Genomic DNA, 21,350 nt, shown 5'->3' with positions numbered 1-21,350 from the left:
ATACCTTTGTTGGATTTTATCGAAAACGCCTTGTGCGTTTCTTACAATGTGAATAGATGAATGGTTTCCGGGGTCCGGCTCATTATCGAGCCAGACCGATCGGAGAGAACAGCGCGTAGACGCAAAGCATCAGGATGAAGCAGGTCAGCGCTGCGGGTTTTACGTACTTCCACGGGGTCAGGTCAACAGCCTTGGAATCCTCGAGGATGAAGTCGGTAGCACGGGGCTTGAGCTTGCCGATGAGCAGCATCAGTGCCAGATCTACCGGGAACAGTACCGAAAGAACATACAGGTAATGCACATTCAGCGGCAGGAACTTGGAGATCGAGTACAGGATGACGTGTACGACCAGCGTAATTTTCGGTGCGCAGGCCGGAACGCGCTTGGTGTAGAAGCCTACCAGCACGATCGCGAGGATCGGCATGGAGTAGAAGCCGAAGCACTCCTGCAGGAAGTCATACAGACCGGACGGTGCATTGCTGACGAACGGCGCTACGCAGATGGATACGATTGCAAGACCGGTGCCAACGCGCTTGCCTACGCTTACCAGATGTGCGTCGCTTGCAGTCTGGTTGAACAGCGGACGGTGGAAGTCCAGCGTGTAAAGCGTTACACAGCTGTTCAGTGCCGAGTTAAAGGACGACAGGATCGCACCGAACAGAACCGCTGCAATGATGCCGAGCAGCCAGTTCGGAACAACCGTGGTGATCAGAGACGGGTATGCCAGGTCGCTGTTTGCCAGGCCGTCTCCGAAGAAGCGGTAAGCCAGCAGACCGCAGATGGTGATGAAGAACGGATCCAGCAGCTTGAGGAATGCGGTGAATACAGCACCTCTCTGTGCCTGTGCCAGATTCTTGGCAGCCAGCGTGCGCTGGATGATGGACTGGTTGGTGCACCAGTAGAACAGGTTGTTGAACAGCATGCCGAGGAACAGAACCGGCCACGGAATCATCGGAGGCAGGGCGTTCGCCGGATTGACCGCGTTGAACTTCTCCGCCGGAACATTGGTGATAAAGTCCTGAATGCCGGCAAGGAAGCTGCCGTTGCCGAGGATGCAGATGGACAGGATCGGAATCAGCAGACCGCCGATCAGCAGGCCCACGCCGTTTACGGTATCAGATACCGCAACTGCCTTCAGGCCGCCGAAGATTGCGTAGATGGAACCGATAACGCCGATTGCAACACACAGGATCGCAATACTCTGATAAGAGGTGATGCCAAACAGCTGATCCAGATGGAAAATCTGGTTGAAGGCCAGCGCACCGGAGTACAGTACGGTCGGCAGGTAAGTAAGCATGTAGCCGAGCAGGAACAGGAACGAGATGATCTGCTTGGTGGTGCGGTCAAATCGAACCTCCAGAAATTCCGGAATGGTGGTGATGCCGGCTTTCAGATACTTCGGCAGGAAGATCAGTGCCAGCGCCAGCAGCGCGATACTTGCGTTTACCGACCAGCTCATGGCACCCATATTGGTCGAGTAGCTTTGTCCGGCCTGTCCGACCAGCTGTTCGGTGGACAGGTTGGTCATTTCCAGTGAACCGGCGATGACCAGACCGGTCAGTCCGCGTCCTGCAAGGAAGTAGCCTTCCTTGGTGGACAGGTTCTCCTCCTTGGTCTTGTACCATGAGATCAAGGCTACAAGACCGGTGAAGGCGATGAATGTTAAAATGATAATCAAATGTTTCAACCCCTCTTTCGAATAAGAAAATTCTATTATATTGTAGAATTTCCTATTCTTATTTTTTCTTTTCCCTTCGTCTTTTTAACTCAAAAGAAACTATTTTTTGTGTTTTTGTCCGTTTCCCTTTCGTTGTACCTATCATATATCAAATTCTCACATTCATCACTACACAGGATAATAATAAAATATCAAAATTTTATACTTTTTATCAGTATTATTTTTTGATATAATTGTATAAGAAAAGCGAATGACAGCATTTCCATACCATGATATGGTACAAAAAAGGAGTTGACACCAATTATGCTTAACGATATGGGTATTCTGGCAGATTCTGTCCGCTATTACCACGATGCAGATGCCTTCACCGCGACTAACCTGTACCATGTTCCGCACGCAGGCAGCTACCATTGCGACGAAACATACGGTATGCAGCGTAATTATCTGGATATCTGCCAGATGCTTATTGTAGATGAAGGCGAACTGTCGGTCACCTACCGCGGTGAAACACGCACCGCCGGTCCCGGCAGCCTGATCCTGCTTGACTGCAGAGAGCCGCACAGCTATCACGCCCTCACACCGATCCGCATGCGCTGGTTCCACTTTGCAGGCAACGGCAGCACGGCCTATACACATCTTATTCTCAATACGCATGGGTTCATCCTGCCCACCGGAAGCAATGCCGAGATTGAGGAATGTGTCCGCCGCATCATGGTCTCGGTGCACCAGAACCAGCCCAATCCGCATATTATTTCCCTGACGATCAACAAGCTGCTCGTTCTGCTCGTGCTCGTGCTCGGAGAAAAGAAAAAAAGCGATCTCGAGATCGCCATTCAGGACTCGGCCGACTATATGACGTACAATTACGCGGATAAGTCGCTTTCCATCGAGCACCTGTCGCAGCGCGCTGCGCTCAGCACCTGCTACTATATGCGTAAGTTTAAGGAATACCAGTCGGCAACACCGCATCAGTTTTTGCAGACTGTGCGTCTGAGCGCCGCAAAGCAGCAGCTGCTCACCACCTCGCAGAGTATTGAGACCATCGCAGATAACTGCGGATTCTCCAGTGCTTCGCACTTCATTATGGCCTTCCGTAAGAGCACCGGCATTACCCCGCATCAGTACCGCACCCAGTGGAAATAAAAAGCACACTCTCCGTACTGCGTCCACCGGATTGAACGGTCGCGTGTACAGACAGGCAAGCGCAGCTGTGCTATCCGAACGGTGATATTCATCAGATTGCTGCACGAAATGTCGTTTTTATGACACGTATTGTATAGCAGACCAGTTGTGCGCTTATACAGATTATGGTATAGCAATCAAAAATCAGGTACATACACGGTGCCTGAGAGATAGGCAAACCCATCAAAAGATGGGGGACGCAAAGCCGGAAGGGTCTAAGGCGGCAAAAGCCGCAATGACAGCCGGTTGCAAGCATCAACGAAGACGCTGTTAACCTCTTCTGCGCTTTATTAGGCAGAAGGAGGTGTACGCCGTGAAAAAGAACTTGACAAGCCGATTTGCGGTGCAATACACTGACGGCAGAGCAGAGCAGAGCAAGTAAAACTCTGCCCTTTTGTGCTGTTCAAAAAAGATATCAAAACGCTTTTAAGTCATGGGTAACCATGTCTTGAAAGCGTTTTTTTATTTAAATTTGAAGCCGTTAAGACAGATAAAATGAGGAGGGAAAGTTATGAAAAAATGATTGTTATCGACAATAGTATCATTGTGTTTGTTTCTGACAATGGCGCCGACTGTGGCGTTTGCGGCGGTCGCAGAACTCGAACGCGAGTACATCCTCCAGCGCCAGCGCGAGGGTATCGCCATTGCCAAGACAAAGAGCCAGTACACCGGACGCAAGCCGATACCGCTGTCGGACAACTACGAGCGGGTTGTTTCCCGATGGCGTGCCGGAGAGATTACCGCAATCGAGGCTATGTGGCAGACTAGACTTAAACCTAACACCGAGTTCATGGAAAACGGTCTGGAGGCCGAGCTGGACGATCAGCTGGGCTACAACCGGTATGACTACAAGAACAAGGACACGGATAACGGCCGGAATGGGCACAGCAGCAAAACCCTGCGCACCAGTTTTGGCGATGTAGAGGTATCTGTGCCGCGGGATCGCAAGAGCGAATTTGACCCCAAGGTGCTGAGGAAAAATCAGACCAGCATCAGCCAGGACATCGAGGATATTTTCATTGCCTGTACGGATAATTTGACCGGTTTTTCTGCGGCGATCGAGGCGGTCTATCCCAAGACGGAAATCCAGAACTGCATCATCCATCAGCTTCGAAATTCCAGCAAATATGTCTCCTACAAGGATTTGAAGGCACTTATGGCTGACTTGAAAGCAGTCTACGCAGCGGTAGATGAACCGGCTGCTTTGGACGCGTTAGACACGTTCGCAGAACACTGGGACAAGAAATACCCCAAAATTTCTCAGTCGTGGAGGGATAACTGGGCAAATCTCAGTACCTATTTTAAGTTTCCTCAAGCACTTCGGCGGCTGATCTATACGACCAACACGATCGAAGGCTTCAACCGTCAGCTCAGGAAGGTAACCAAGTCGAAATCCGTGTTTCCGACCGATGACAGCCTTTTCAAAATGCTGCAGCATGAGGTGAAAACCTGTAAACGCTGCACGGTATGCGCACAGAAACGGAGGAACAGCATATGATTACGAATGAGTACGACATCCACATCTTTTCGCTGAAATTACAATGCAAATATTCCGAAATCCAGAATATTATCGAACAAAACGAGTGCATTTGTACCGGCAAAGAGAAATCAGAGCTTTCATCGTATTACCAGATGCCGCAGTTCAAGGATATCGGCGTTGAGATACAGCTTGGTCAGTCTGTTTCGCACCCGTGCTGGCTGATACTGATTGTCAACCCGTCTTCTCCGCTCGCCAGTACCTATGAACCGACTGCATTATTTCAGGCTGACAAAGAGTCTGTTCAGCAGATAAAGCACCGTCTGCGAAATATCCTTGATAAAATCGGCATTGACCGGCGGCTCAAAGGGTTTAAGCTGTCGAGGTGTGATTTGACCTGCAATCTGTATTATGACCGCAAGGCGGATGTTCAAGATCGTTTGGATATTTTCAAGAAATCCTTTCCTATCCTCCACTACAGTGCGGTTAAGTTCGGCCAATATTCAAATTCCAATGAAAGATTCAAAGGCGCCAATAAGCATTCATCGAGTTAACGTACTGGAAATGGTTCGGATAAAGGCTTGTTTCAGGGTGCTTGAGTCTGCTTAGACAGCATGATTTGACGTTTGATCGCCAACATTAGAATAAGCATACATGAATTAAAGTGAAATGCGTTTTCACCTATGTTGATGGAGGTTTTCTATGCCGAACGATGAAATCCTGACCGTAAAAGAAACCGCAACCCTGCTCAAGACCACGCGCCAGCAGGTGCGCAAGATGATCGCAAATGAAGAACTCCCGGCCGTAAAGGTTGGCCGGGAGTGGAGGGTGCTGAGGGCGGGGATTATGGAGTTTTTTTGAGGTGAATTTGTAAACATACCTATTGGGTCATGTAGCCGTATATTTTCCGCATCAACACATCCAGATAAGGTTTTCTTTCGCGCTGTAGAATATAATTTGATCCTGTGGAAGATGAAGAGTTTGGCTGATATATTTTCGCTGATGTTCCCGATTGGCAATCTGAGCTGCCGTCAGAGATGTGCTATATCGCGAGATTGGCGCTGCTTTATCGGCGCAGTTAATCGCAATAATCAAACGGGAACATGATACAAGGACAGCATTGACTGAAACAATGCTAGATCGTTAGCATAATCTCTTTGATCCGAGCACAGCACATATACGATACAGATGCAATGATGCAATATATCTTTCAAGCATCAAATTCCACACACAGGATCAAAAATGATCAATCAATGCGAAATGGCAGGAGCACTTCATTCATGCGTTCAATATTCTGTACGACGCTGTCCTTGCGGCGGATAGCGAGGCTGACATAAAGCGTGTCGATGAGGGAGAACTGCGCCACGCGCGGCGACACGAAAAGCTGCTCGGGCGAATACAGCTCAAGGCAGATGTCGCTGACCTCTTTGAGCGGCGTATCCGGATAGCCGGTGATGCCGATGGTCGGCGCGCCGCACTCCTTCGCGGTACGCACGGCCGACACGATTTCGCGCGTCTTGCCGGTATGCGAGATGGCGATGACCGCCGTATCCGGGCCGCATTGGCTCGCCTGAATCTGCATCAGGTGCGAATCGGTCAGCGAAACCGCGCGGATGCCGATGCGCATGAGGCGGATGTAGAAGTCCTCCGCGATGGTGCCGGACGCGCCGACGCCGAGGATGAGGATATTCTCCGCCCGGTTGAGCACCCCCACCGCCTGCTCGATTTTCTCGAAATCAAGCAGCTGGAGCGCCCGCTCGAGCGTGTCGATATTCCGGCCGAACACATTCTCCGAAATGGTCGAAATACTATCGGTTTCGGACAGATCTTCAAAAATCGTGCGCACCGACTTTGGAGAATATTTCGCCAGCAGCAGCTTTACCTCGCTGAAGCCCGCGCAGCCGACGATCTTGCAGAATCGAATAATACTCGACTCCGCGATGTCAAGCTCGGCCGCCATCTGCTGAATGCTGATCGAGGTAATATGTACCGGATCGGCTAAGATATAGTCCGCAATCCGCTTTCCAACCTTGGATAAAGTCGAATACTGCGACTGAATTGCGGCATAAACGTTCTTGTCCATGCAATCACCCTGCACTTCCGCATCATATAGTAATTTCATTGTATCACAAAACATCGACCTTGTGAAGAATGCACAAAATTGAATATTGTTCTTTTTACAATATGATTTATTGAATTTTATTCCGCTCAGTGCTATACTTGTAGATGTTCGGTGGAACGGACTTCCACTGAAAGGGTATAGCGAGAGACGAGTCCGGACAACGTCTCAAAGGCAGACCCACTCCCGATGCGCCCGGCGCACCGGACGGTCTGTATCGCTGCAACTGGTAAAAGAAAAATAAAAAAGGACTGAGCAAAACCATGGGCAAATCCAGCAACCCGACTTTCGCGGGTGATAAGGAATTTGAGAAGATCCATCTCAAGGAAAAGTTCTCCTACGGCCTCGGCGATGTTGCCTGCAACGTTGTCTACGCCCTGACCACCTCGCTGCTGATTTACTTCTACACCAACGTAGTCGGTATCTCGGCGGCTATGATCGGTACCATCATGCTGTTCTCCCGTTTCTTCGATGGTATTTCCGACGTACTTATCGGTCACCTGGTTGACCGCACGCATTCCAAGCACGGCAAATCCCGTGCATGGATTCTCTGGATGATGATTCCGTACGGCATCGCAGCCATCCTGCTGTTCACCGTTCCGCCCGCAACCCCGATCGTCAAGGGCATTTACGTTTTCATCACCTATAACTTCTGCACCACTGTTGTCTACACCGCACTCAACCTTCCGTATGCAACGCTGGCTACCCTGATGACCCGCGACACCGACCAGCGCGCCGTTGTCAACCTGTTCCGTACCGGTATGTCCGCCCTCGGCAACATGGTCATCACCGCCATTACCTTCCCGCTGGTTACCCGTCTGGGTGACACCCAGCAGGCATGGATCGAGGTTTCCATCCTCTACGCCATCGTTTCCATCATCATGCTGTTCATCTGCTTCAAGAACTGTCACGAGCGCGTCAAGGAAGAGACCAAGACCAAGGACGGCAAGAACGTTCCGCTCTGGATGGGCATCAAGCTCTGCGTCACCAACAAGTACTTCATCATGTTCTTCATGCTCGCTGTGTTCCTGTCCTTCTATGAGGCAGTTACCGGCACCTGCAACGCTTATTACGCGCAGTACATCCTCGGCAACCGCGACCTGCTCGGCGCACTCGCATCCTTCGAATCCATTCCGCAGATCGTCACCGTTCTTGTCCTCTCCCCGTTCATCGCTAAGTTCGGCAAGCGCAATGTCGCTCTCATCGGCGCAATCGTCGCCGTTATCGGCACGGTTTCCCTGTTCATCAACCCGAGCGCCCTCAATCTTGCGCTGTTCGCCTGCGTTATGCGCGGCATCGGCAAGGGCTGCTTCCGCGGCGTAAAATACTCCATGCTGGCTGACGTTATCGAATACGGTGCATGGAAGAGCGGCATCCGCGTACAGGGCCTGATGGTTTCCGCAACCACCGCCGGCCAGAAGTTCGGCTCCGGCATGACGAGCGCGATCTTCGGCGCCCTGATGAGCCTTGTAGGCTTCGCCGGCACCGCAACCATCAATGCCGCACAGTCTCAGATGCTCATCGCCATCTACATCATCGGCAACATCATCGCTTGGGGCGGCATCGGCGTTCTGCTGATCTTCTACAAGCTCGATAAGATCTATCCGCGCATTATCACCGAAATGAAGCAGCGCGAAGCTGCCGAAGCAGCAAAGGCGACCGCAAACGCCTGATTTTCCCCCGCACTCCCTCATTTTTACGCATCATCTTTTTCTTCCCTTATATGGAACAGCCGGCGGAGTCAAGCATTCCTGCCGGCTGCCCCCATATTCTACCGCAAATAAAATTCTGCAAATATCCACCATTTATATGAAAGGCGTGTAACAAATGGAAACCCTGTCCTACGAAAAACGCATCGAACTCGGTAATCTCGTCCCGGCACTCGGCCAGTTCAAGGTCATGGAAAAAATCCCGCAGTATCAGCAGTGCGAGGTGCACAACCTCGTGGATGCGCCCGCCGAGGTGCCCGAAACGCTGCGCCACGTTGTATTCAACATCGAGCGCGGCCAGACGCTTCACGAAACCATCGACTTTCTCAATATGTGCCCCGACCTCAAAAACATGGACATCATCTACGCCAACGAGCTGGATGACGGCGCGGTCCGCTCGGGCAACTGCAACGTTGCCTACGAAATCGCGAAATCCATCGGCATGAATTACGCCTACGGTCTGGAGTTTATCGAGCTGGTAAATCCCGAGGACAACAAGGGCTTCCACGGCAACGCCCTGTTCTCCCGCTGGCCCATCCGCTGGGCGAAGGTCGTCCATATGCCCGAGCAGTACAACTGGTACTACGACCGCCAGAAGCGTATCGGTGCGCGCGTTGCCATTGTCTGCTCGCTCGACATCGGCGGACGCGAGGTCGGCGCGGTCAGCGTTCATCTGGAGAACCGCGCGGACAGCGAGGGCCGCGAAGCGCAGATGGCAGTCGTATATGATGAGATCAAGCGTTCGTTCGCGCCGGACACACCGGTCATGATCGGCGGCGATCTGAACACCAATACGTTCGACGGCAACGACATTCCGGGCTTCACCGCGCTGTTCAACGACCCGGAGCGTCTCTCCAAGCATATGGAGCACGTTGAGCAGTACGAGCGCGTTCTGCCGCAGGCGGAGGAAAACGGCTTCTCCTACCGCGAGTTCAGCAGCATCGAGGGCACGCGCCGCAAGCCGATGCCGGGCGGCAAGAGCATGCTGCTCAAGCTGGACTGGCTGATGGCGCGCGGCATGGAATGCGTCGATCACGGCACGATTTCGACCGAAACGAAGGACTGCACCTGGGCCGAGCCGGGCAGCGCGCTGGCGAAGTTCACAGGTCCCGAGCTGTCCGACCATAACGCCTGCTGGGCAGACTGTCGATTCGCAAAGTAAATACTGAAATCTATTGTAGAAAGCTGCACACGCTGCATACATATTGGCAGCGTGTGCACTTTTTATCGAGTGAGGAGAACCTACATCAAATGAGTGGAATGATACAATACCTGCGCGAACTTCATTTCGCCTCGGTCGTAGTGCGGCTCGCCCTTGCGATGCTGCTCGGCGGCTGCATCGGTCTGGAGCGCGGACGCAAGCGCCGTCCGGCCGGTTTCCGCACCTATATGCTCGTCTGTCTTGGCGCGGCGCTGACCGTGCTGCTCAGCCTGTACGAATTTACCATGGTGACAGGGCCGTGGTCGGATATTTGCGCAGAGATCGGCATAAAAACCGACGTTTCGCGTTTCGGCGCACAGGTCATCAACGGCATCGGCTTTCTGGGCGCAGGAACCATTCTCGTTACCGGCCGCCAGCAGGTCAAGGGCCTGACCACTGCCGCTGGTCTGTGGGCGTCGGCCTGCACCGGCCTTGCGGTCGGCGCAGGATTTTACGAGTGCGTGCTCATCGCATTCGCGATGATATTTCTCAGCATCCGCCTGTTCCCAATTGTGGATGCGTACATACAGGAGAACGCGCGTGACATCAATCTGTACATGGAGTTCCATTCGCTCGGGGACATCAGTACCATCATCAATCAGCTGAAAGCGCAGAACGTGCAGATCTACGACATCGATATCGAGCGGAACAAAAGTGGCGAGGCGCTGCACCCAAGTGCGATCTTCTCGATCCGCCTCAATGAAAAAATACCGCACACGCAGCTTCTCTCCGATCTGGCGGAGCTGGACTGCCTTTGCGTGATCGAAGAGCTGTAAGGAGTGGACTGCTATGTTATCTGTTTTTGACGGCCTGCGCGACGTGACGACGCTTTCCGTGTTCGTGCGTCTGGCCTGCGCGCTCATCTGCGGCGGCATTATCGGTATCGAGCGCTCGTACAAGCGCCGCCCGGCCGGCTTCCGCACGCACATCCTCATCTGCATCGGCGCGGCCATCACCACGCTGACGAGTCAGTATCTGTATCTGAATATGCACTATTTTACAGATATGGCGCGCCTCGGTGCACAAGTTGTTGCGGGTATTGGCTTCATCGGTGCGGGCACCATCATCGTTACCAAGCGGCAGCGCGTCAAGGGTCTGACCACAGCGGCTGGTCTCTGGACCTCGGCCATCATCGGCCTCACCTTTGGCGGCGGCTTCTACGAGGGCGGCATTCTCGCGACCGTGTTCATCATGCTCGCCGAGCTTGTGTTCTCGCGGCTGGAGTACCGTGTGTTGGAGCACGTTCCCGAGATCAATGTGTATATGGAATATGAGGATAAAACGTGTCTGGACGATGTGCTGCAGCTGTACCGCAGATGTGATGTCAAGGTGCTGAATATCCAGATCACCCGTGCGGCGGAAAACGGTGAGCACAATGCCTGTGCGATCTTCACACTGCGCCTGCCGCGCAGCTGCACGGTAAACCGTCTGATGACACTGGTCGGCGAGCGTAAAGGCATCGTGTCGGTCGAGGAACTGTAAAACGGCAGAACGCAGAAAGAGACTGACGAATCTACGCTTTCAAACGAATGGAATTCGCGTCTTATGTCACAATTTTTCGTCTCTTTTGTAAAAAACGAAGTGTACATCCTCACTTTTACGAAAATTACACAAAAATGAATTTTTCTATTGAATACGCGTTGCAGTGCGAGAACTTTTTTCTGTTTTTCCTTCATTTTTAACTATATATTATAGATGTAGAAGCTCCTGAGATATTCTCAGGAGCTTACTTTTTGTCAAAAAGGAGGAAGCAAAGATGTTCGACGATCAAAAATTTCTGACGTGCGGCGTGATGGCTGAGATTCCCTCATGGTTGGCCAACCTCATGTGGCACATGGTCTTGACGATGGAGATTGAGAAAAAGGACTATTTGCAGGTATTCACGCTGACGAAATTGCCGACCGGTCAGCACATTATCCATGAGCAGGAGCAGCCGCCGTACCGATCGATGCTGTAGATACGAAGGTGTTCGTCATCGACAATTTGACGCATTCTACTATGCTGCTCGCCGAAGAATATTGATATTTACCAGACGAAATGGAGGAATTACCAATGAGTGAAATCAGAATTTGTGCGAACTGCGGTGCAGAACATCCGATAGATGAAATGTTTCAAGTGGGAAATGACTGGCTCTGCGATGACTGCGGCCGCATTATTCATCGCGACCGCGCGTATTGGGATAATGACGACAACGCTTACTGTTCGTCCTGTTGGGACGAACAGTGCTCGGTCATTCACGAGTACAGCTACACGCCCGACCTTGTTTTCCACGGCAAGGGTCTGCGGCACTTCGGCGTAGCACTGGAAATCGACAACGGCGGCACAGACCGTTACAATGCCGAAAAATTGTTGAACATCGCCAATGCAGACGCGGAGAATTTATATATCAAGACGGACGGCAGCTTGGACGATGGTTTGGAACTTGTCACGCACCCAATGACACTTACATACCATCTGAATGAAATGCCGTGGGCGGAAATCCTCCGTAAAGCGCAGAGCATGGGGTACCTCAGCCACGCGGCTGGCACTTGCGGCCTGCATGTTCATATCTCCCGTCTGGCGTTCGGCTGTACTTATGAGCAGCAGGAAGCTGCGATTGCCCGCCTGCTGTACTTCGTCGAGAAATTCTGGGCGGAGCTATTACGGTTCAGCCGCCGCACACAGAGCCAGATGAACCGCTGGGCGGCGCGATACGGCATTCGCCTTACGCTGTCTGAGCAGATGAGCCATGCGAAAAACTCCTGTGCCGGGCGCTATACGGCGGTCAACCTTACCAACTCGGACACGGTTGAAATCCGAATATTCCGCGGTACGCTCAAACTAAATACCCTCAAAGCCACCTTGCAGATGGTAAATCATCTCGTCGAGGTGGCTGTTGCTATGTCCGACACCACTGTACAGGAGCTTAGTTGGTTTGATTTTCTGGACACCGTGCATGAACCAGAGCTGATTCAGTACCTCAAAGAGCGCCGTTTGTACGTCAACGAACCCGTAAATGCAAGCGAGGAGGAATAATATGTGCAGTTTATTCGGCTTAATCGACTTTAAAGAATGCCTGAGCACTCACACGAAAAACAAAATCCTGAATACGCTGGCGCGTGAATGTCAGGTGCGCGGCACGGATGCAACCGGCATCGCCTATAACTTCAAAGACCGTCTGCGGATTTACAAGCGCCCGATTCCCGCTCGAAAGATGAAGATTCACATTCCGAACGGCGTGAATGCGGTTATGGGGCATACCCGTATGACCACACAGGGCAATGCGCAGTTTAACCAGAATAACCACCCGTTCCTTGGTCATGCTGACGGCAGCAGCTTTGCTCTCGCGCATAACGGCGTGCTCTGGAATGACAAGGAACTGCGCGCAGAAGAAAACCTTCCGCTGACAAGCGTGGAAACGGACAGCTATGTTGCCGTTCAGCTCCTTGAACAGCAGAAAACCCTCGACTTTGACAGCCTGCAATCCATGGCTGAAGCAGTCGAGGATTCATTTGTCTTCACGGTTCTGGACAAGGACAACTCCATCTGGTTCGTAGTTGGCGATAATCCGCTGTGCGTCATGTTCTATGATGGCTACCTTATTTACGCCTCGACACAGCAAATCCTGTGCAAGGCCATCAAAAAGCTGCGGTTAAAAGCGCCAACGGACATTCTGGAGCCAAAGGAGGGTGAAATTCTGAAAATCGACCGCACCGGACGTATGACTACAAGCGCATTTACGCCGAAAACCAGTTATGAGCATTGGTGGCGGCGTTATTCTCCATATTACCGCGACTACTATGAGGACACGCCGGAAAACTATGATGACCTGTTCTCGGTTGCCAAAGCGTTTGGCGTGAGCGCAGATGAAGTGCAGGCATTGCTCGACTACGGCTGCTCCGCAGATGAAATCGAGGAAATGCTCTACGATCCGGCACTCCTGAACGAAATGACCGGTGAAAACTTTTATATGCGTACTGATTAGGAGGTGATTTTATGGACGCAGTAAAAGTCGTTCTCGGCGTGATGACGGTCATCGGCCTGCTGGCTGATCTGCTGTCAGACGATGACTGAACGCAAAAGTACCGGCTCACGCGAACCGGTACTTTTTTGAGTCTTTCATTTGGGTATACCCATCTAAAACAACGAAAAGCTATGTCAATAGGGTCGGTTTTGGACTTTTGAAATATGTCAAAATATGCGGCGACCCTATTGCACTTAACCACGTTTCAACTGCTCAATAAGATTATCAAACAGAGATACAAACTCGCTCTCAATCTGCGAGTAAATTTCCTGCGCGGTTGCATCGTCATAAATGTGCGAGGTCTGGTTGCGAGCATTCAGCAGTGCAATCCACGCCTGTTCATCATCAATCAGGCCATACGAGAACGCCTTACGCATCGTTGCTTTCGGACTGTTCAGTTCAGTAAATCCTTGGTCAAGTAAGAACTCACGAGTGGTTTCCCACGCCAGCTCGCAGGTGAACTCAAAGCGCTGGATTACACCGTCGCGAATGATTTTGGCAGGATTCTCTTGATACGCCTGCACGCCTTCGCGCAAGCGTTCTACAGCATTGGTGAGATTTTCGAATTTCGTATTGTAACGGTCCAGCAAGCAAATCCCGTCCTTCTTTATGTTTTGAAGCAATGCGGCATCGGTGTGTTCGCTGACAAACACCAGATCAACCGAATACAGCGAGTCCAGATCATTTTCCACTGCATCGCTGAATAGTGTACGCTGTTGCGGCGTGCAGCCCCATACCGCGAAATCATAATCACTGCGGGCGTGATGATCGCCGCGGGCACGCGAACCAAATAATACTAGTTTCGGCACTCCATAACGGTGCGCTAATTGTTTTACCTGTTCGATTGTCTTATCCATCAGCGTCACCGTCCTTATATTTCTCATTATACCATACTTAAAGGAGAGATACACCATGAAAATCGGCTATATCCGCGTCAGCACCGAGGAGCAAAATACCGCTCGGCAGGAAGTCCTGCTGCGTGAGCTTGGTGTTGACGAGGTTTTCATCGACAAGGCCAGCGGCAAGAATGCCGATCGGCCAGAACTCACCCATATGATGGAGTACGTCCGCCGCGGCGATACCGTGATTGTCGAGTCGATCAGTCGTTTTGCCCGTAACACACGAGACCTGCTCGATCTCGTGGAACGGCTGACCGAAAAGCATGTAGAGTTTGTCAGCCGCAAAGAGGCTATCGACACCACCACACCTACCGGCAAATTCATGCTGACTGTGTTCGCCGCGGTCGCAGAACTCGAACGTGAGTATATCTTGCAGCGTCAGCGTGAGGGAATTGCTATCGCGAAAGAACAGGGCAAGTACACCGGCCGCAAGCCAATGCCCCTGCCGGACAACTTTGAGCGAGTGGTTGCTCGCTGGCGTGCCGGGGAAATCACCGCCGCAGAAGCCATGCGGCAAACCGGATTGAAGACGAATACGTTTTACCGGCGGTGTGCGAAATCGAAACAAACCGCAAACAACTAAGATTCCATTGTATACTTTAGTTACCGCTATACCTTAAATATTAACCGCCGAACCTCTCGTTTATGGGAAGTCCGGCGATTTTTTGTTTTATCCGTTTCGATGTTTTAAGCGAAAGTATGCGACCAAGTCTTCTCATGCCAGAATCGCTCTTCTCTGTTGCTCCACAATTTCAGACAGCCGGTTCAGCCGTTCCTCCGGCAGTTCGATAGTCGAATGCGGCCTGAATCGAAAGCCGTCCAGATTTTTCAGCTCCTGCCGGATTTCACCGGTCAGCATGCCGCGTGCCGTCTTGATAAAATCCACGCCGATACGCGGACGGCACTTGCCGATGTACCAGTCCGGATTGGCCAGCTGATCTTCGTCCAGATCGAACAGTAGACTGCGGTTATGGTCAAAGACCGGCGCAGGCTTTTGAATTTCCATCGTCTGATTGTCGAACAGGAAGCCGAAATTGCCGAGATGGCGGTCTGTGTTGAGAATGAGCGCGTCAAGTACGAACATACGGCGGAGTGCGTCCTCCGCGCCAAACCCGGCATACAGCCGCAGCAGCTCGGAAACCGTTGTCGGCCGGTCGGGAAAGTCGCTGATTTTGATGAGCCCGGCCTGCTCATCGGTAAACAGACGGCACTTGGATATCAGTCGATGATGGTAGAAATCCAGGTCGTAATCCACAGCCTGTGGACAAATCTGTGCCGCAATCTGGCACGCAAGGAATTCGGACAGCGGCTCGATTTCATAGGTGTCGCTGCCGCCCTTGTAGAGATAAATTCCGTCCGGTTCGCGCACCCAGCATTTTGCGTAATAGCCGTCCGTACCGAACTCCGGCGAGGTGGAGGACAGGGACTCTACGCTGATCACGCCGCTGAAAGCCGCCTGCGCGATGAGGGCATCAAACTCGTTTCGATATAGGGAAACCTTGTCCCAGCCGAGCGTTTCCGACTCTTCTTTCACCCAAAACGTATCGTTGAGCGACAGCGCATGCGTCACACGAAGAAAGCCTTCCAGACCGATGCAGCCGTACTGCTCCAGAAGCTGCTCGATATGCTTGCGGTGCTTGGGTGCTTTACGCTTCTCAAGCCACGCCGTCAGCGATTGCAGACCGAGCGGGCGCAATTCGGTGTACCACTCCTGCAGAACCGCGCTTTCCTCTCCAAATTCGTCCTGTATACAGGAGAACAATGCCCACGGCTCGTCTTTATTCATTAAGATGTATCGCATAAGGCGCCCTCCTTTCGCACTTTGGTGAGGTAATTATAGCATATTGAACACAGAATGGCAAAAGTAGCATAGCATCCGCCAGAACTACAATGTAATTGATAAATTGTGCCATTCCGCAAAAAACCTGTTTTCCTCATCAAGAACGAGGATGGCGATCTTGGTGTCATGGATTCATTCTCCGTGCGTAGCCGCTGAACTTCTGCGTCCTCTGCGCTCTATGGCAAATGCCTCCGGCCCTTTACTTCAAATCGTCTCGCTGTTTCGCAATAACTCAACTTTTCTTTCATCATGTTTTGCACGACCAGTTTCTTAAGGCAATACCGCATAATTGAACAAGAGCGATTTGCGAATAAATTTTGCGTACTGATGAGGCGCGGTTTCTTGCAATACTTGCCGTATTGCAAGAAATCGCAACAAAATCAGAATACAAAATTTCCGCAAAGCGCCGCTGCTTTAATTGTGCGGTGTTGCCTTAAATTCTGGCGTGTCCCGTTTGTTCATTTTTCCTCTTGGCATAATAAATCACTCCATCTGTTAGATAGTATATCATACTGTCTAACAAATGGGGGTGCAGTTCAACATATGTCCCCCTTCTTTCTCATTCCTCTGCTGCAGTAAATCTGATTCATCGTTGGGTTTTCGATCAAGATCAGCAGGCAGATAATCTATAGCACTCCGAGGCGTAAAAGAACGCAGTATATCGTTTTTTAGGCATGGACGCATTTCCTTAACAGTTTCCCATTGGATATCATCGAACATTTCTTCTCTATCTTCGTCTTCATCTTTTCGGCAATTATTTGTAAACTTATGAACCAGCTTTTTGTAATGTTCAGGCAGCACCCGTTCCTTCCCATACAGCGGGTAATACGGTGCTGAATGAAAGAGTAACAATCTTTTCGAGTGGGAAATACAGTTCTTTATACAGAACCAGATGTTTTACCAGTACATCCTCTACTCTCTCCAGCAAGTGCTCTGACGCTTCACTTATGACAAAAGTTTCATACACATTATCTATTAAAGAGCAGGAGGTATTGTACTTCAGCAGTTCCGCTTTATCGTGCTTATTCCCGTCTCCCTTAACTTTATATATGGCATTTAATACGAACAGCAATGGCAGTACAGGGTAAATATATGGTATCGAAAAAACTGCGTTATACCTTGTCTTACTGCAAACTGTTATCTTCTTTACAGGCACACCTTTATACAGTAGTTCGTTATCAAATCGCCGATAGCAATTATTGATATCCTCCGTAATTTTCTTTATTAGGTTTTTTCCATTATCCTCATAGTCATGCTATTTATCGCTCGTCTCTGAACGGCTCAGCAGATGCACCATATTACTGATCGCCTGAAACAAGTAATCATTTTCATCACGAATTTTAAACAGCAGTTTGTAAGACTTCATGTCAGCTTCATCATCATAGCTACGCATGTTAATTTTTGTAATATCTTCTTCAGTCCCAAAAACAAGTCTGGTATAGAGAAACTGAAGCTCATCCGAGCTCAAGTCTTCTCTTTTCCGGGCTCAGTCAGAAAATCTGTAAGAATACGAAAATTCCTATCTTTGTACCCAGGAGTATTGCTGTTTTCAACGAATTTCGCAAATTCAGTCATCTGCTGTTCAATCTTATGCCGAAGTTTTTTCTTTGACAAATTAGCATTTTCAAAATCAAATGCGCTATTACAGAACTTCTCAAACACTATAACCACTGGGCCACTCCACCGCACGACGACAAGAAGGCCGCACGCCGCCGCACTATTGGCAGCGTCAACCTGTTCCTCGTCTCTCCCCTGCGTCCGAAGTTGACCAACTTTCCGATGCTGGACATCCCGGCGAGTGCCAGCGCGGTCTCTACCAAGAAGGGTAAAACCGGCAAGACCGATCATCGCGACTGCACCGCCGGAATTGCCTTGACAGCCGAGTTCGTGTTGGACGGCGTTTCCGAACTCACGCGAAGCATTTTCGTGTACCTCGGTAAGCCGCTCAATCTGACCGAGGACGTCTGCCCGGCTCTGATTGGAGCAGCCCTCGAGGAGTTCGCTAACTGGTTCGCGGACAACTACGAACATGCAATTGCGCTGCTGCATCAGATTGCCGACAAGCCGGACATCCTGTCCCATCTGCGGGTCGAGGGCTCGGATGCGTTCGCTGATCTACTCACGCGCGAACGCCGTATCCAGGCCAATCTCGCTCTGCTTCGGTGGTCTTTCTTATGCATGGTCGAGATGATCAAAGAGCGCATGGAGTTACCTTCCAGCAACGAGCATGCGCTCTACGAAAAGTTTTGGGAGGCCATTCACTGCTCTGTCCGCAAGCAGGTGGAGGAATTCGCCTATTTTTAGCATAGCACCTGCGGCATCGAGCCGCAATACAGGCGCGGTTCCGCAGGTGTCTGATACGGCGAAATCCGGTTATCCCGAACTGTCGTATATATAGTATAACAATGGAAAGAATATACAATGCACCCACCATCTACACAAACCAAAGGAGGTCAACCCTTATGTTCAAGCCCACACCCACCTGTCCCCTGCCCGACATCCGCGAGGCACGCATCGACCCGACCCTGCCGGTGAACGAGCGCCTGCGCCTGTTCGCCTCGTCTGTCAGCGACCCACACCGCTTCCGCGTAGGCGACACTGCGGTTGAGGTGCTGTTTGATGACGGCGCACCCAGTCTGCAATCCTGCCTGACCAACCTGTGCAAGCGGCTCCAGTGATGGTAAAAGCCGGATAACCGAAGCGAAGCCTTGCGGCACGCCGTGTGCTGTGATACACTATACGTGCAAAACACAGCCTGCGGCGTGCCGTCCGTTTTTTAGGAGGCACTCAATGGCACGAAAAAGTAAATACGAACCCCAAAAGTTATCCACAGTCCTGTGGAAACCCGCGCTCTATATCCGTCTTTCCCGCGAGGACGGCGACAGCGAGGAGAGCAACAGCATTATCAGTCAGCGCGAGCTGCTGACCGAGTTTGCAGATACGCAAACCGACATGACCGCGTCCCGGCTGTACGTTGATGACGGCTATACCGGCACCGACTTCGACCGGCCGGATTTCCGACGCATGATGCACGACCTGCGCGCCGGCATCGTCAACTGCGTGATCGTCAAGGATCTGTCCCGACTGGGACGCAACTACGTCAAGGTCGGCGAGTACCTTGAGCACACGTTTCCGCTGCTGAACGTGCGGTTCATCGCGCTGAGCGAGCGCATCGACAGCGTTGCCGACCCGCGCTCGGCGGACAGCCTGATCGTGCCGTTCCGCAACATCCTCAATGACGAGTACGCGCACGATATCTCCAATAAAGTCCGCGCTTCGCTCGATCTCAAGCGCCGGCAGGGCAAATTTATCGGCTCATTTGCGTCCTACGGCTACCGCAAAGACCCGAACGACCACAGCCGGCTGCTGATTGACGAGCCGGCTGCCGCCGTTGTCCGCGATATTTTCAACTGGTTTCTTGCCGGAACAAACGTACTCGGTATTGCCAAAAAGCTGAATGCTAAGGGCATTCCGAATCCATCTGCCTACAAACGGCAGCAGGGCATGAACTACCGCCATCCGGCCTCGGACAAGCTGGACGATCTGTGGCCGGACAGTTCGGTTCGCCGTATCCTGCGCAATCCTCTCTATACCGGCACTATGGTGCAGGGCAAAAACCGCATGAAAAGCTACAAGCTGCATGTCAGCGAGGCCGTGCCCGAGGAGGACTGGATCACTGTCGAGCAGACACACGAGGCTATCATCTCAAGCGAGCTGTTCGCCAAAGCGCAATCCCTGTTCGCCCGTGATACGCGCACCGCACCCACACAGCCGCAGGTTTATCTGTTCTCCGGCTTTCTTCGCTGCGCGGACTGCGGCAAGGCGATGAACCGCAAGACCATTTCACAGCCTTACCGCAACTATTACTACTATATCTGCTCGACGTTCAAAAAGCAGCACAGCGGCGCCTGCACGAAGCATACCATCCGCAGCGACCGGCTGGAGCAGGCAGTATTGGAAACGCTCCGTCACCAGATTGCTCTGGCGGTCGAGATGGATGAGCTGATTGCCGAGATAAACCGCAGCGGCACGCGAAACCGTTCCGTTAAGCCTCTGCTTGACGAGCGGGCACAGCTTGAAACCGAGCGCGAACGCATCGAGCAGATGAAGCTGTCCCTGTATCCGGACTGGAAAGCCGGAGATATTTCGCGTGAGGAATACCATCGGCTGAAAGAGCAGTTTGAGCAGCAGCAGGCCAAACTGGACGCACGTCTTGCGTCCCTGCAAGCGCGCATTGACGAGGTGCAGAGCGGCGTGGGCGAAACCAATTCGTTTGTATCACAATTCGTAAAATATCGCAATCTGCCCAGTCTGACGCGCGAAGTCGTAGTCGAACTGATTGACATGATTTATGTGCATGAGGGCGGAAAAATCACGATAAAGTTTAAGTTTTCGGACGCCTATGCAGTCGCGCAGGAGTATATCCGCAAGCATGGTCAGACCGCATAAGGCACATAGTCCTAAAATAACATCTTCCCCCGCTGCTGCCGACACCCTTTCCGCGCTGCTGGAGGATCTCGGCGCACAGCCGCGGGACTTTGACTGCATCGTTACCGGCGACCTCGGTCACATCGGTGCGGACCTGCTGCTGACGCTGCTGCGCGGTGACAGCATCGACCTGTCCCCTGTCTACTCGGACTGCGGCAGCCTAATTTTCGGCGACGAGCAGGACGCGCATGCAGGCGGCTCGGGCTGCGGCTGCTCAGCGGCAGTTCTCTGCGGACCGCTGCTGCGCGATATGCATCGCGGCAAAATCCACCGGCTGGTGTTTGCGGGCACGGGTGCGATGATGAGTCCGACCTCGGTGCAGCAGGGACAGCCGATTGCGGGCATCTGCCACGCCGTCGTGCTGGAAAGGAGCGAAGCATGAACTACCTGAACGCTTTCTGGGTCGGCGGACTAATCTGTGCGCTGTGTCAGGTGCTGATTGACAAAACCAAGCTGACACCGGCGCGTGTTCTCGTTTCGTTGGTGGTGCTCGGTGTTATCCTGCAGGGGCTCGGCTGGTATCAGGCAGTTGTGGACTACGCAGGTGCAGGCGCGACTGTGCCGCTGCTCGGCTTCGGATACTCGCTGGCGAAAGGCGTCGCCAAAGCAGTTGCGGAGAGCGGTCTGCTCGGCGTGTTCACCGGCGGCGTGACCGGTGCGGCAGGCGGTATTGCCGCCGCGATCGTGTTCGGCTGTCTGTTCGCGCTGCTGTCCAGACCGCAATCAAAGTCGTAAAAAATAACACTCCCGCTCG

General features: G+C 52.0%; 21 protein-coding genes, 2 pseudogenes and 1 riboswitch. Of the genes and pseudogenes, 18 read left to right on the top strand and 5 right to left on the bottom strand.

Annotated features, from left to right (window positions below; translation table 11 throughout):
- Positions 1–82 precede the first annotated feature (82 nt).
- Positions 83–1,678, bottom strand: coding sequence for a solute:sodium symporter family transporter (locus tag IEY11_RS12835; protein WP_188886752.1), 1,596 nt, complete (start codon positions 1,676–1,678; stop codon positions 83–85).
- 303 nt (positions 1,679–1,981) lie between these two features.
- On the opposite strand from IEY11_RS12835, the gene IEY11_RS12830 reads away from it, so the two are divergent.
- The 5 genes and pseudogenes from IEY11_RS12830 to IEY11_RS12815 all read left to right on the top strand — a co-directional run bounded on the left by IEY11_RS12830 (position 1,982) and on the right by IEY11_RS12815 (position 5,198).
- Positions 1,982–2,821: a helix-turn-helix domain-containing protein gene (locus IEY11_RS12830; RefSeq protein WP_188886751.1), complete on the top strand. Its 840-nt coding sequence runs from the start codon at positions 1,982–1,984 to the stop codon at positions 2,819–2,821.
- Positions 2,822–3,023: 202 nt separating this feature from the next.
- Positions 3,024–3,114, top strand: a riboswitch (cyclic di-GMP riboswitch).
- A gap of 500 nt (positions 3,115–3,614) precedes the next feature.
- Positions 3,615–3,833 (top strand): annotated as a pseudogene (locus IEY11_RS15320) (transposase); the annotation flags it as partial.
- Between the two features lie 21 nt (positions 3,834–3,854).
- A pseudogene (locus tag IEY11_RS12825) lies at positions 3,855–4,292 on the top strand (IS256 family transposase); the annotation flags it as partial.
- A 62-nt stretch (positions 4,293–4,354) separates the two neighbouring features.
- Positions 4,355–4,891: a hypothetical protein gene (locus tag IEY11_RS12820; protein WP_188886750.1), complete on the top strand. Its 537-nt coding sequence runs from the start codon at positions 4,355–4,357 to the stop codon at positions 4,889–4,891.
- A gap of 148 nt (positions 4,892–5,039) precedes the next feature.
- The gene (locus tag IEY11_RS12815) at positions 5,040–5,198 is read left to right on the top strand and encodes a helix-turn-helix domain-containing protein (RefSeq protein ID WP_118730040.1); all 159 of its coding nucleotides are present in this window, start codon (positions 5,040–5,042) and stop codon (positions 5,196–5,198) included.
- 385 nt (positions 5,199–5,583) lie between these two features.
- On the opposite strand, the gene IEY11_RS12810 is transcribed toward IEY11_RS12815, so the two are convergent.
- Positions 5,584–6,420: a MurR/RpiR family transcriptional regulator gene (locus IEY11_RS12810; RefSeq protein WP_188886749.1), complete on the bottom strand. Its 837-nt coding sequence runs from the start codon at positions 6,418–6,420 to the stop codon at positions 5,584–5,586.
- Between the two features lie 299 nt (positions 6,421–6,719).
- Here IEY11_RS12810 and IEY11_RS12805 point away from each other — a divergent pair, with 299 nt between their 5' ends.
- From IEY11_RS12805 to IEY11_RS12775, 7 genes are all read left to right on the top strand, one after another.
- Positions 6,720–8,129 carry an MFS transporter gene (locus tag IEY11_RS12805; protein ID WP_118361188.1) on the top strand — a complete coding sequence of 470 codons (1,410 nt, stop codon included), beginning with the start codon at positions 6,720–6,722 and terminating at the stop codon, positions 8,127–8,129.
- 154 nt (positions 8,130–8,283) lie between these two features.
- Positions 8,284–9,327 (top strand): endonuclease/exonuclease/phosphatase family protein, encoded by a 1,044-nt coding sequence (locus tag IEY11_RS12800; RefSeq protein ID WP_118730038.1) that lies wholly within the window; start codon positions 8,284–8,286, stop codon positions 9,325–9,327.
- An 89-nt stretch (positions 9,328–9,416) separates the two neighbouring features.
- Entirely contained in the window at positions 9,417–10,142 is a 726-nt protein-coding gene (locus IEY11_RS12795) for an MgtC/SapB family protein (protein WP_118361192.1), read from the top strand.
- A gap of 13 nt (positions 10,143–10,155) precedes the next feature.
- Positions 10,156–10,848 (top strand): MgtC/SapB family protein, encoded by a 693-nt coding sequence (locus tag IEY11_RS12790; RefSeq protein WP_118361194.1) that lies wholly within the window; start codon positions 10,156–10,158, stop codon positions 10,846–10,848.
- A gap of 274 nt (positions 10,849–11,122) precedes the next feature.
- Positions 11,123–11,323, top strand: a complete 201-nt coding sequence (locus IEY11_RS12785; protein WP_243184011.1) for a DUF960 family protein — start codon at positions 11,123–11,125, stop codon at positions 11,321–11,323.
- Positions 11,324–11,418: 95 nt separating this feature from the next.
- Complete coding sequence (locus IEY11_RS12780; protein ID WP_188886748.1) at positions 11,419–12,381, top strand: amidoligase family protein; 963 nt, start codon at positions 11,419–11,421, stop codon at positions 12,379–12,381.
- 1 nt (position 12,382) lies between these two features.
- On the top strand, positions 12,383–13,330 hold the full coding sequence (locus IEY11_RS12775; RefSeq protein ID WP_188886747.1) for a class II glutamine amidotransferase: 948 nt from the start codon (positions 12,383–12,385) through the stop codon (positions 13,328–13,330).
- Between the two features lie 233 nt (positions 13,331–13,563).
- On the opposite strand, the gene IEY11_RS12770 is transcribed toward IEY11_RS12775, so the two are convergent.
- On the bottom strand, positions 13,564–14,226 hold the full coding sequence (locus IEY11_RS12770; RefSeq protein WP_188886746.1) for an HI0074 family nucleotidyltransferase substrate-binding subunit: 663 nt from the start codon (positions 14,224–14,226) through the stop codon (positions 13,564–13,566).
- A gap of 55 nt (positions 14,227–14,281) precedes the next feature.
- Here IEY11_RS12770 and IEY11_RS12765 point away from each other — a divergent pair, with 55 nt between their 5' ends.
- Positions 14,282–14,851, top strand: a complete 570-nt coding sequence (locus tag IEY11_RS12765; protein ID WP_118730032.1) for a recombinase family protein — start codon at positions 14,282–14,284, stop codon at positions 14,849–14,851.
- A gap of 132 nt (positions 14,852–14,983) precedes the next feature.
- Here IEY11_RS12765 and IEY11_RS12760 read toward each other — a convergent pair whose 3' ends face one another.
- Entirely contained in the window at positions 14,984–16,069 is a 1,086-nt protein-coding gene (locus tag IEY11_RS12760; protein ID WP_118730031.1) for a HipA domain-containing protein, read from the bottom strand.
- 1,294 nt (positions 16,070–17,363) lie between these two features.
- Positions 17,364–17,576, bottom strand: coding sequence for a hypothetical protein (locus IEY11_RS12750; protein WP_118730029.1), 213 nt, complete (start codon positions 17,574–17,576; stop codon positions 17,364–17,366).
- Positions 17,577–17,887: 311 nt separating this feature from the next.
- Between IEY11_RS12750 and IEY11_RS12745 the strand changes: the two genes are divergently transcribed.
- From IEY11_RS12745 to spoVAE, 5 genes are all read left to right on the top strand, one after another.
- Positions 17,888–18,412 (top strand): hypothetical protein, encoded by a 525-nt coding sequence (locus tag IEY11_RS12745; protein WP_118730027.1) that lies wholly within the window; start codon positions 17,888–17,890, stop codon positions 18,410–18,412.
- Between the two features lie 158 nt (positions 18,413–18,570).
- A complete protein-coding gene (locus IEY11_RS12740) occupies positions 18,571–18,786 on the top strand; it encodes a DUF6870 family protein (protein ID WP_118480667.1) in 216 nt (71 codons plus the stop codon).
- Between the two features lie 112 nt (positions 18,787–18,898).
- Complete coding sequence (locus IEY11_RS12735; protein ID WP_188886745.1) at positions 18,899–20,557, top strand: recombinase family protein; 1,659 nt, start codon at positions 18,899–18,901, stop codon at positions 20,555–20,557.
- Positions 20,541–20,978: a beta-ketoacyl-[acyl-carrier-protein] synthase family protein gene (locus IEY11_RS12730; RefSeq protein WP_243184010.1), complete on the top strand. Its 438-nt coding sequence runs from the start codon at positions 20,541–20,543 to the stop codon at positions 20,976–20,978. Before IEY11_RS12735 ends, IEY11_RS12730 begins: the two co-directional genes overlap by 17 nt.
- Entirely contained in the window at positions 20,975–21,331 is a 357-nt protein-coding gene (gene spoVAE / locus IEY11_RS12725; protein ID WP_118286236.1) for a stage V sporulation protein AE, read from the top strand. Before IEY11_RS12730 ends, spoVAE begins: the two co-directional genes overlap by 4 nt.
- The last annotated feature ends 19 nt before the right edge of the window (positions 21,332–21,350 follow it).

Origin of the sequence: Butyricicoccus faecihominis (assembly GCF_014648015.1) — a bacterium.
Classification (GTDB): Bacteria; Bacillota; Clostridia; order Oscillospirales; family Butyricicoccaceae; genus Agathobaculum; species Agathobaculum butyriciproducens.
This window is presented reverse-complemented; position numbering and strand designations above follow the sequence as displayed.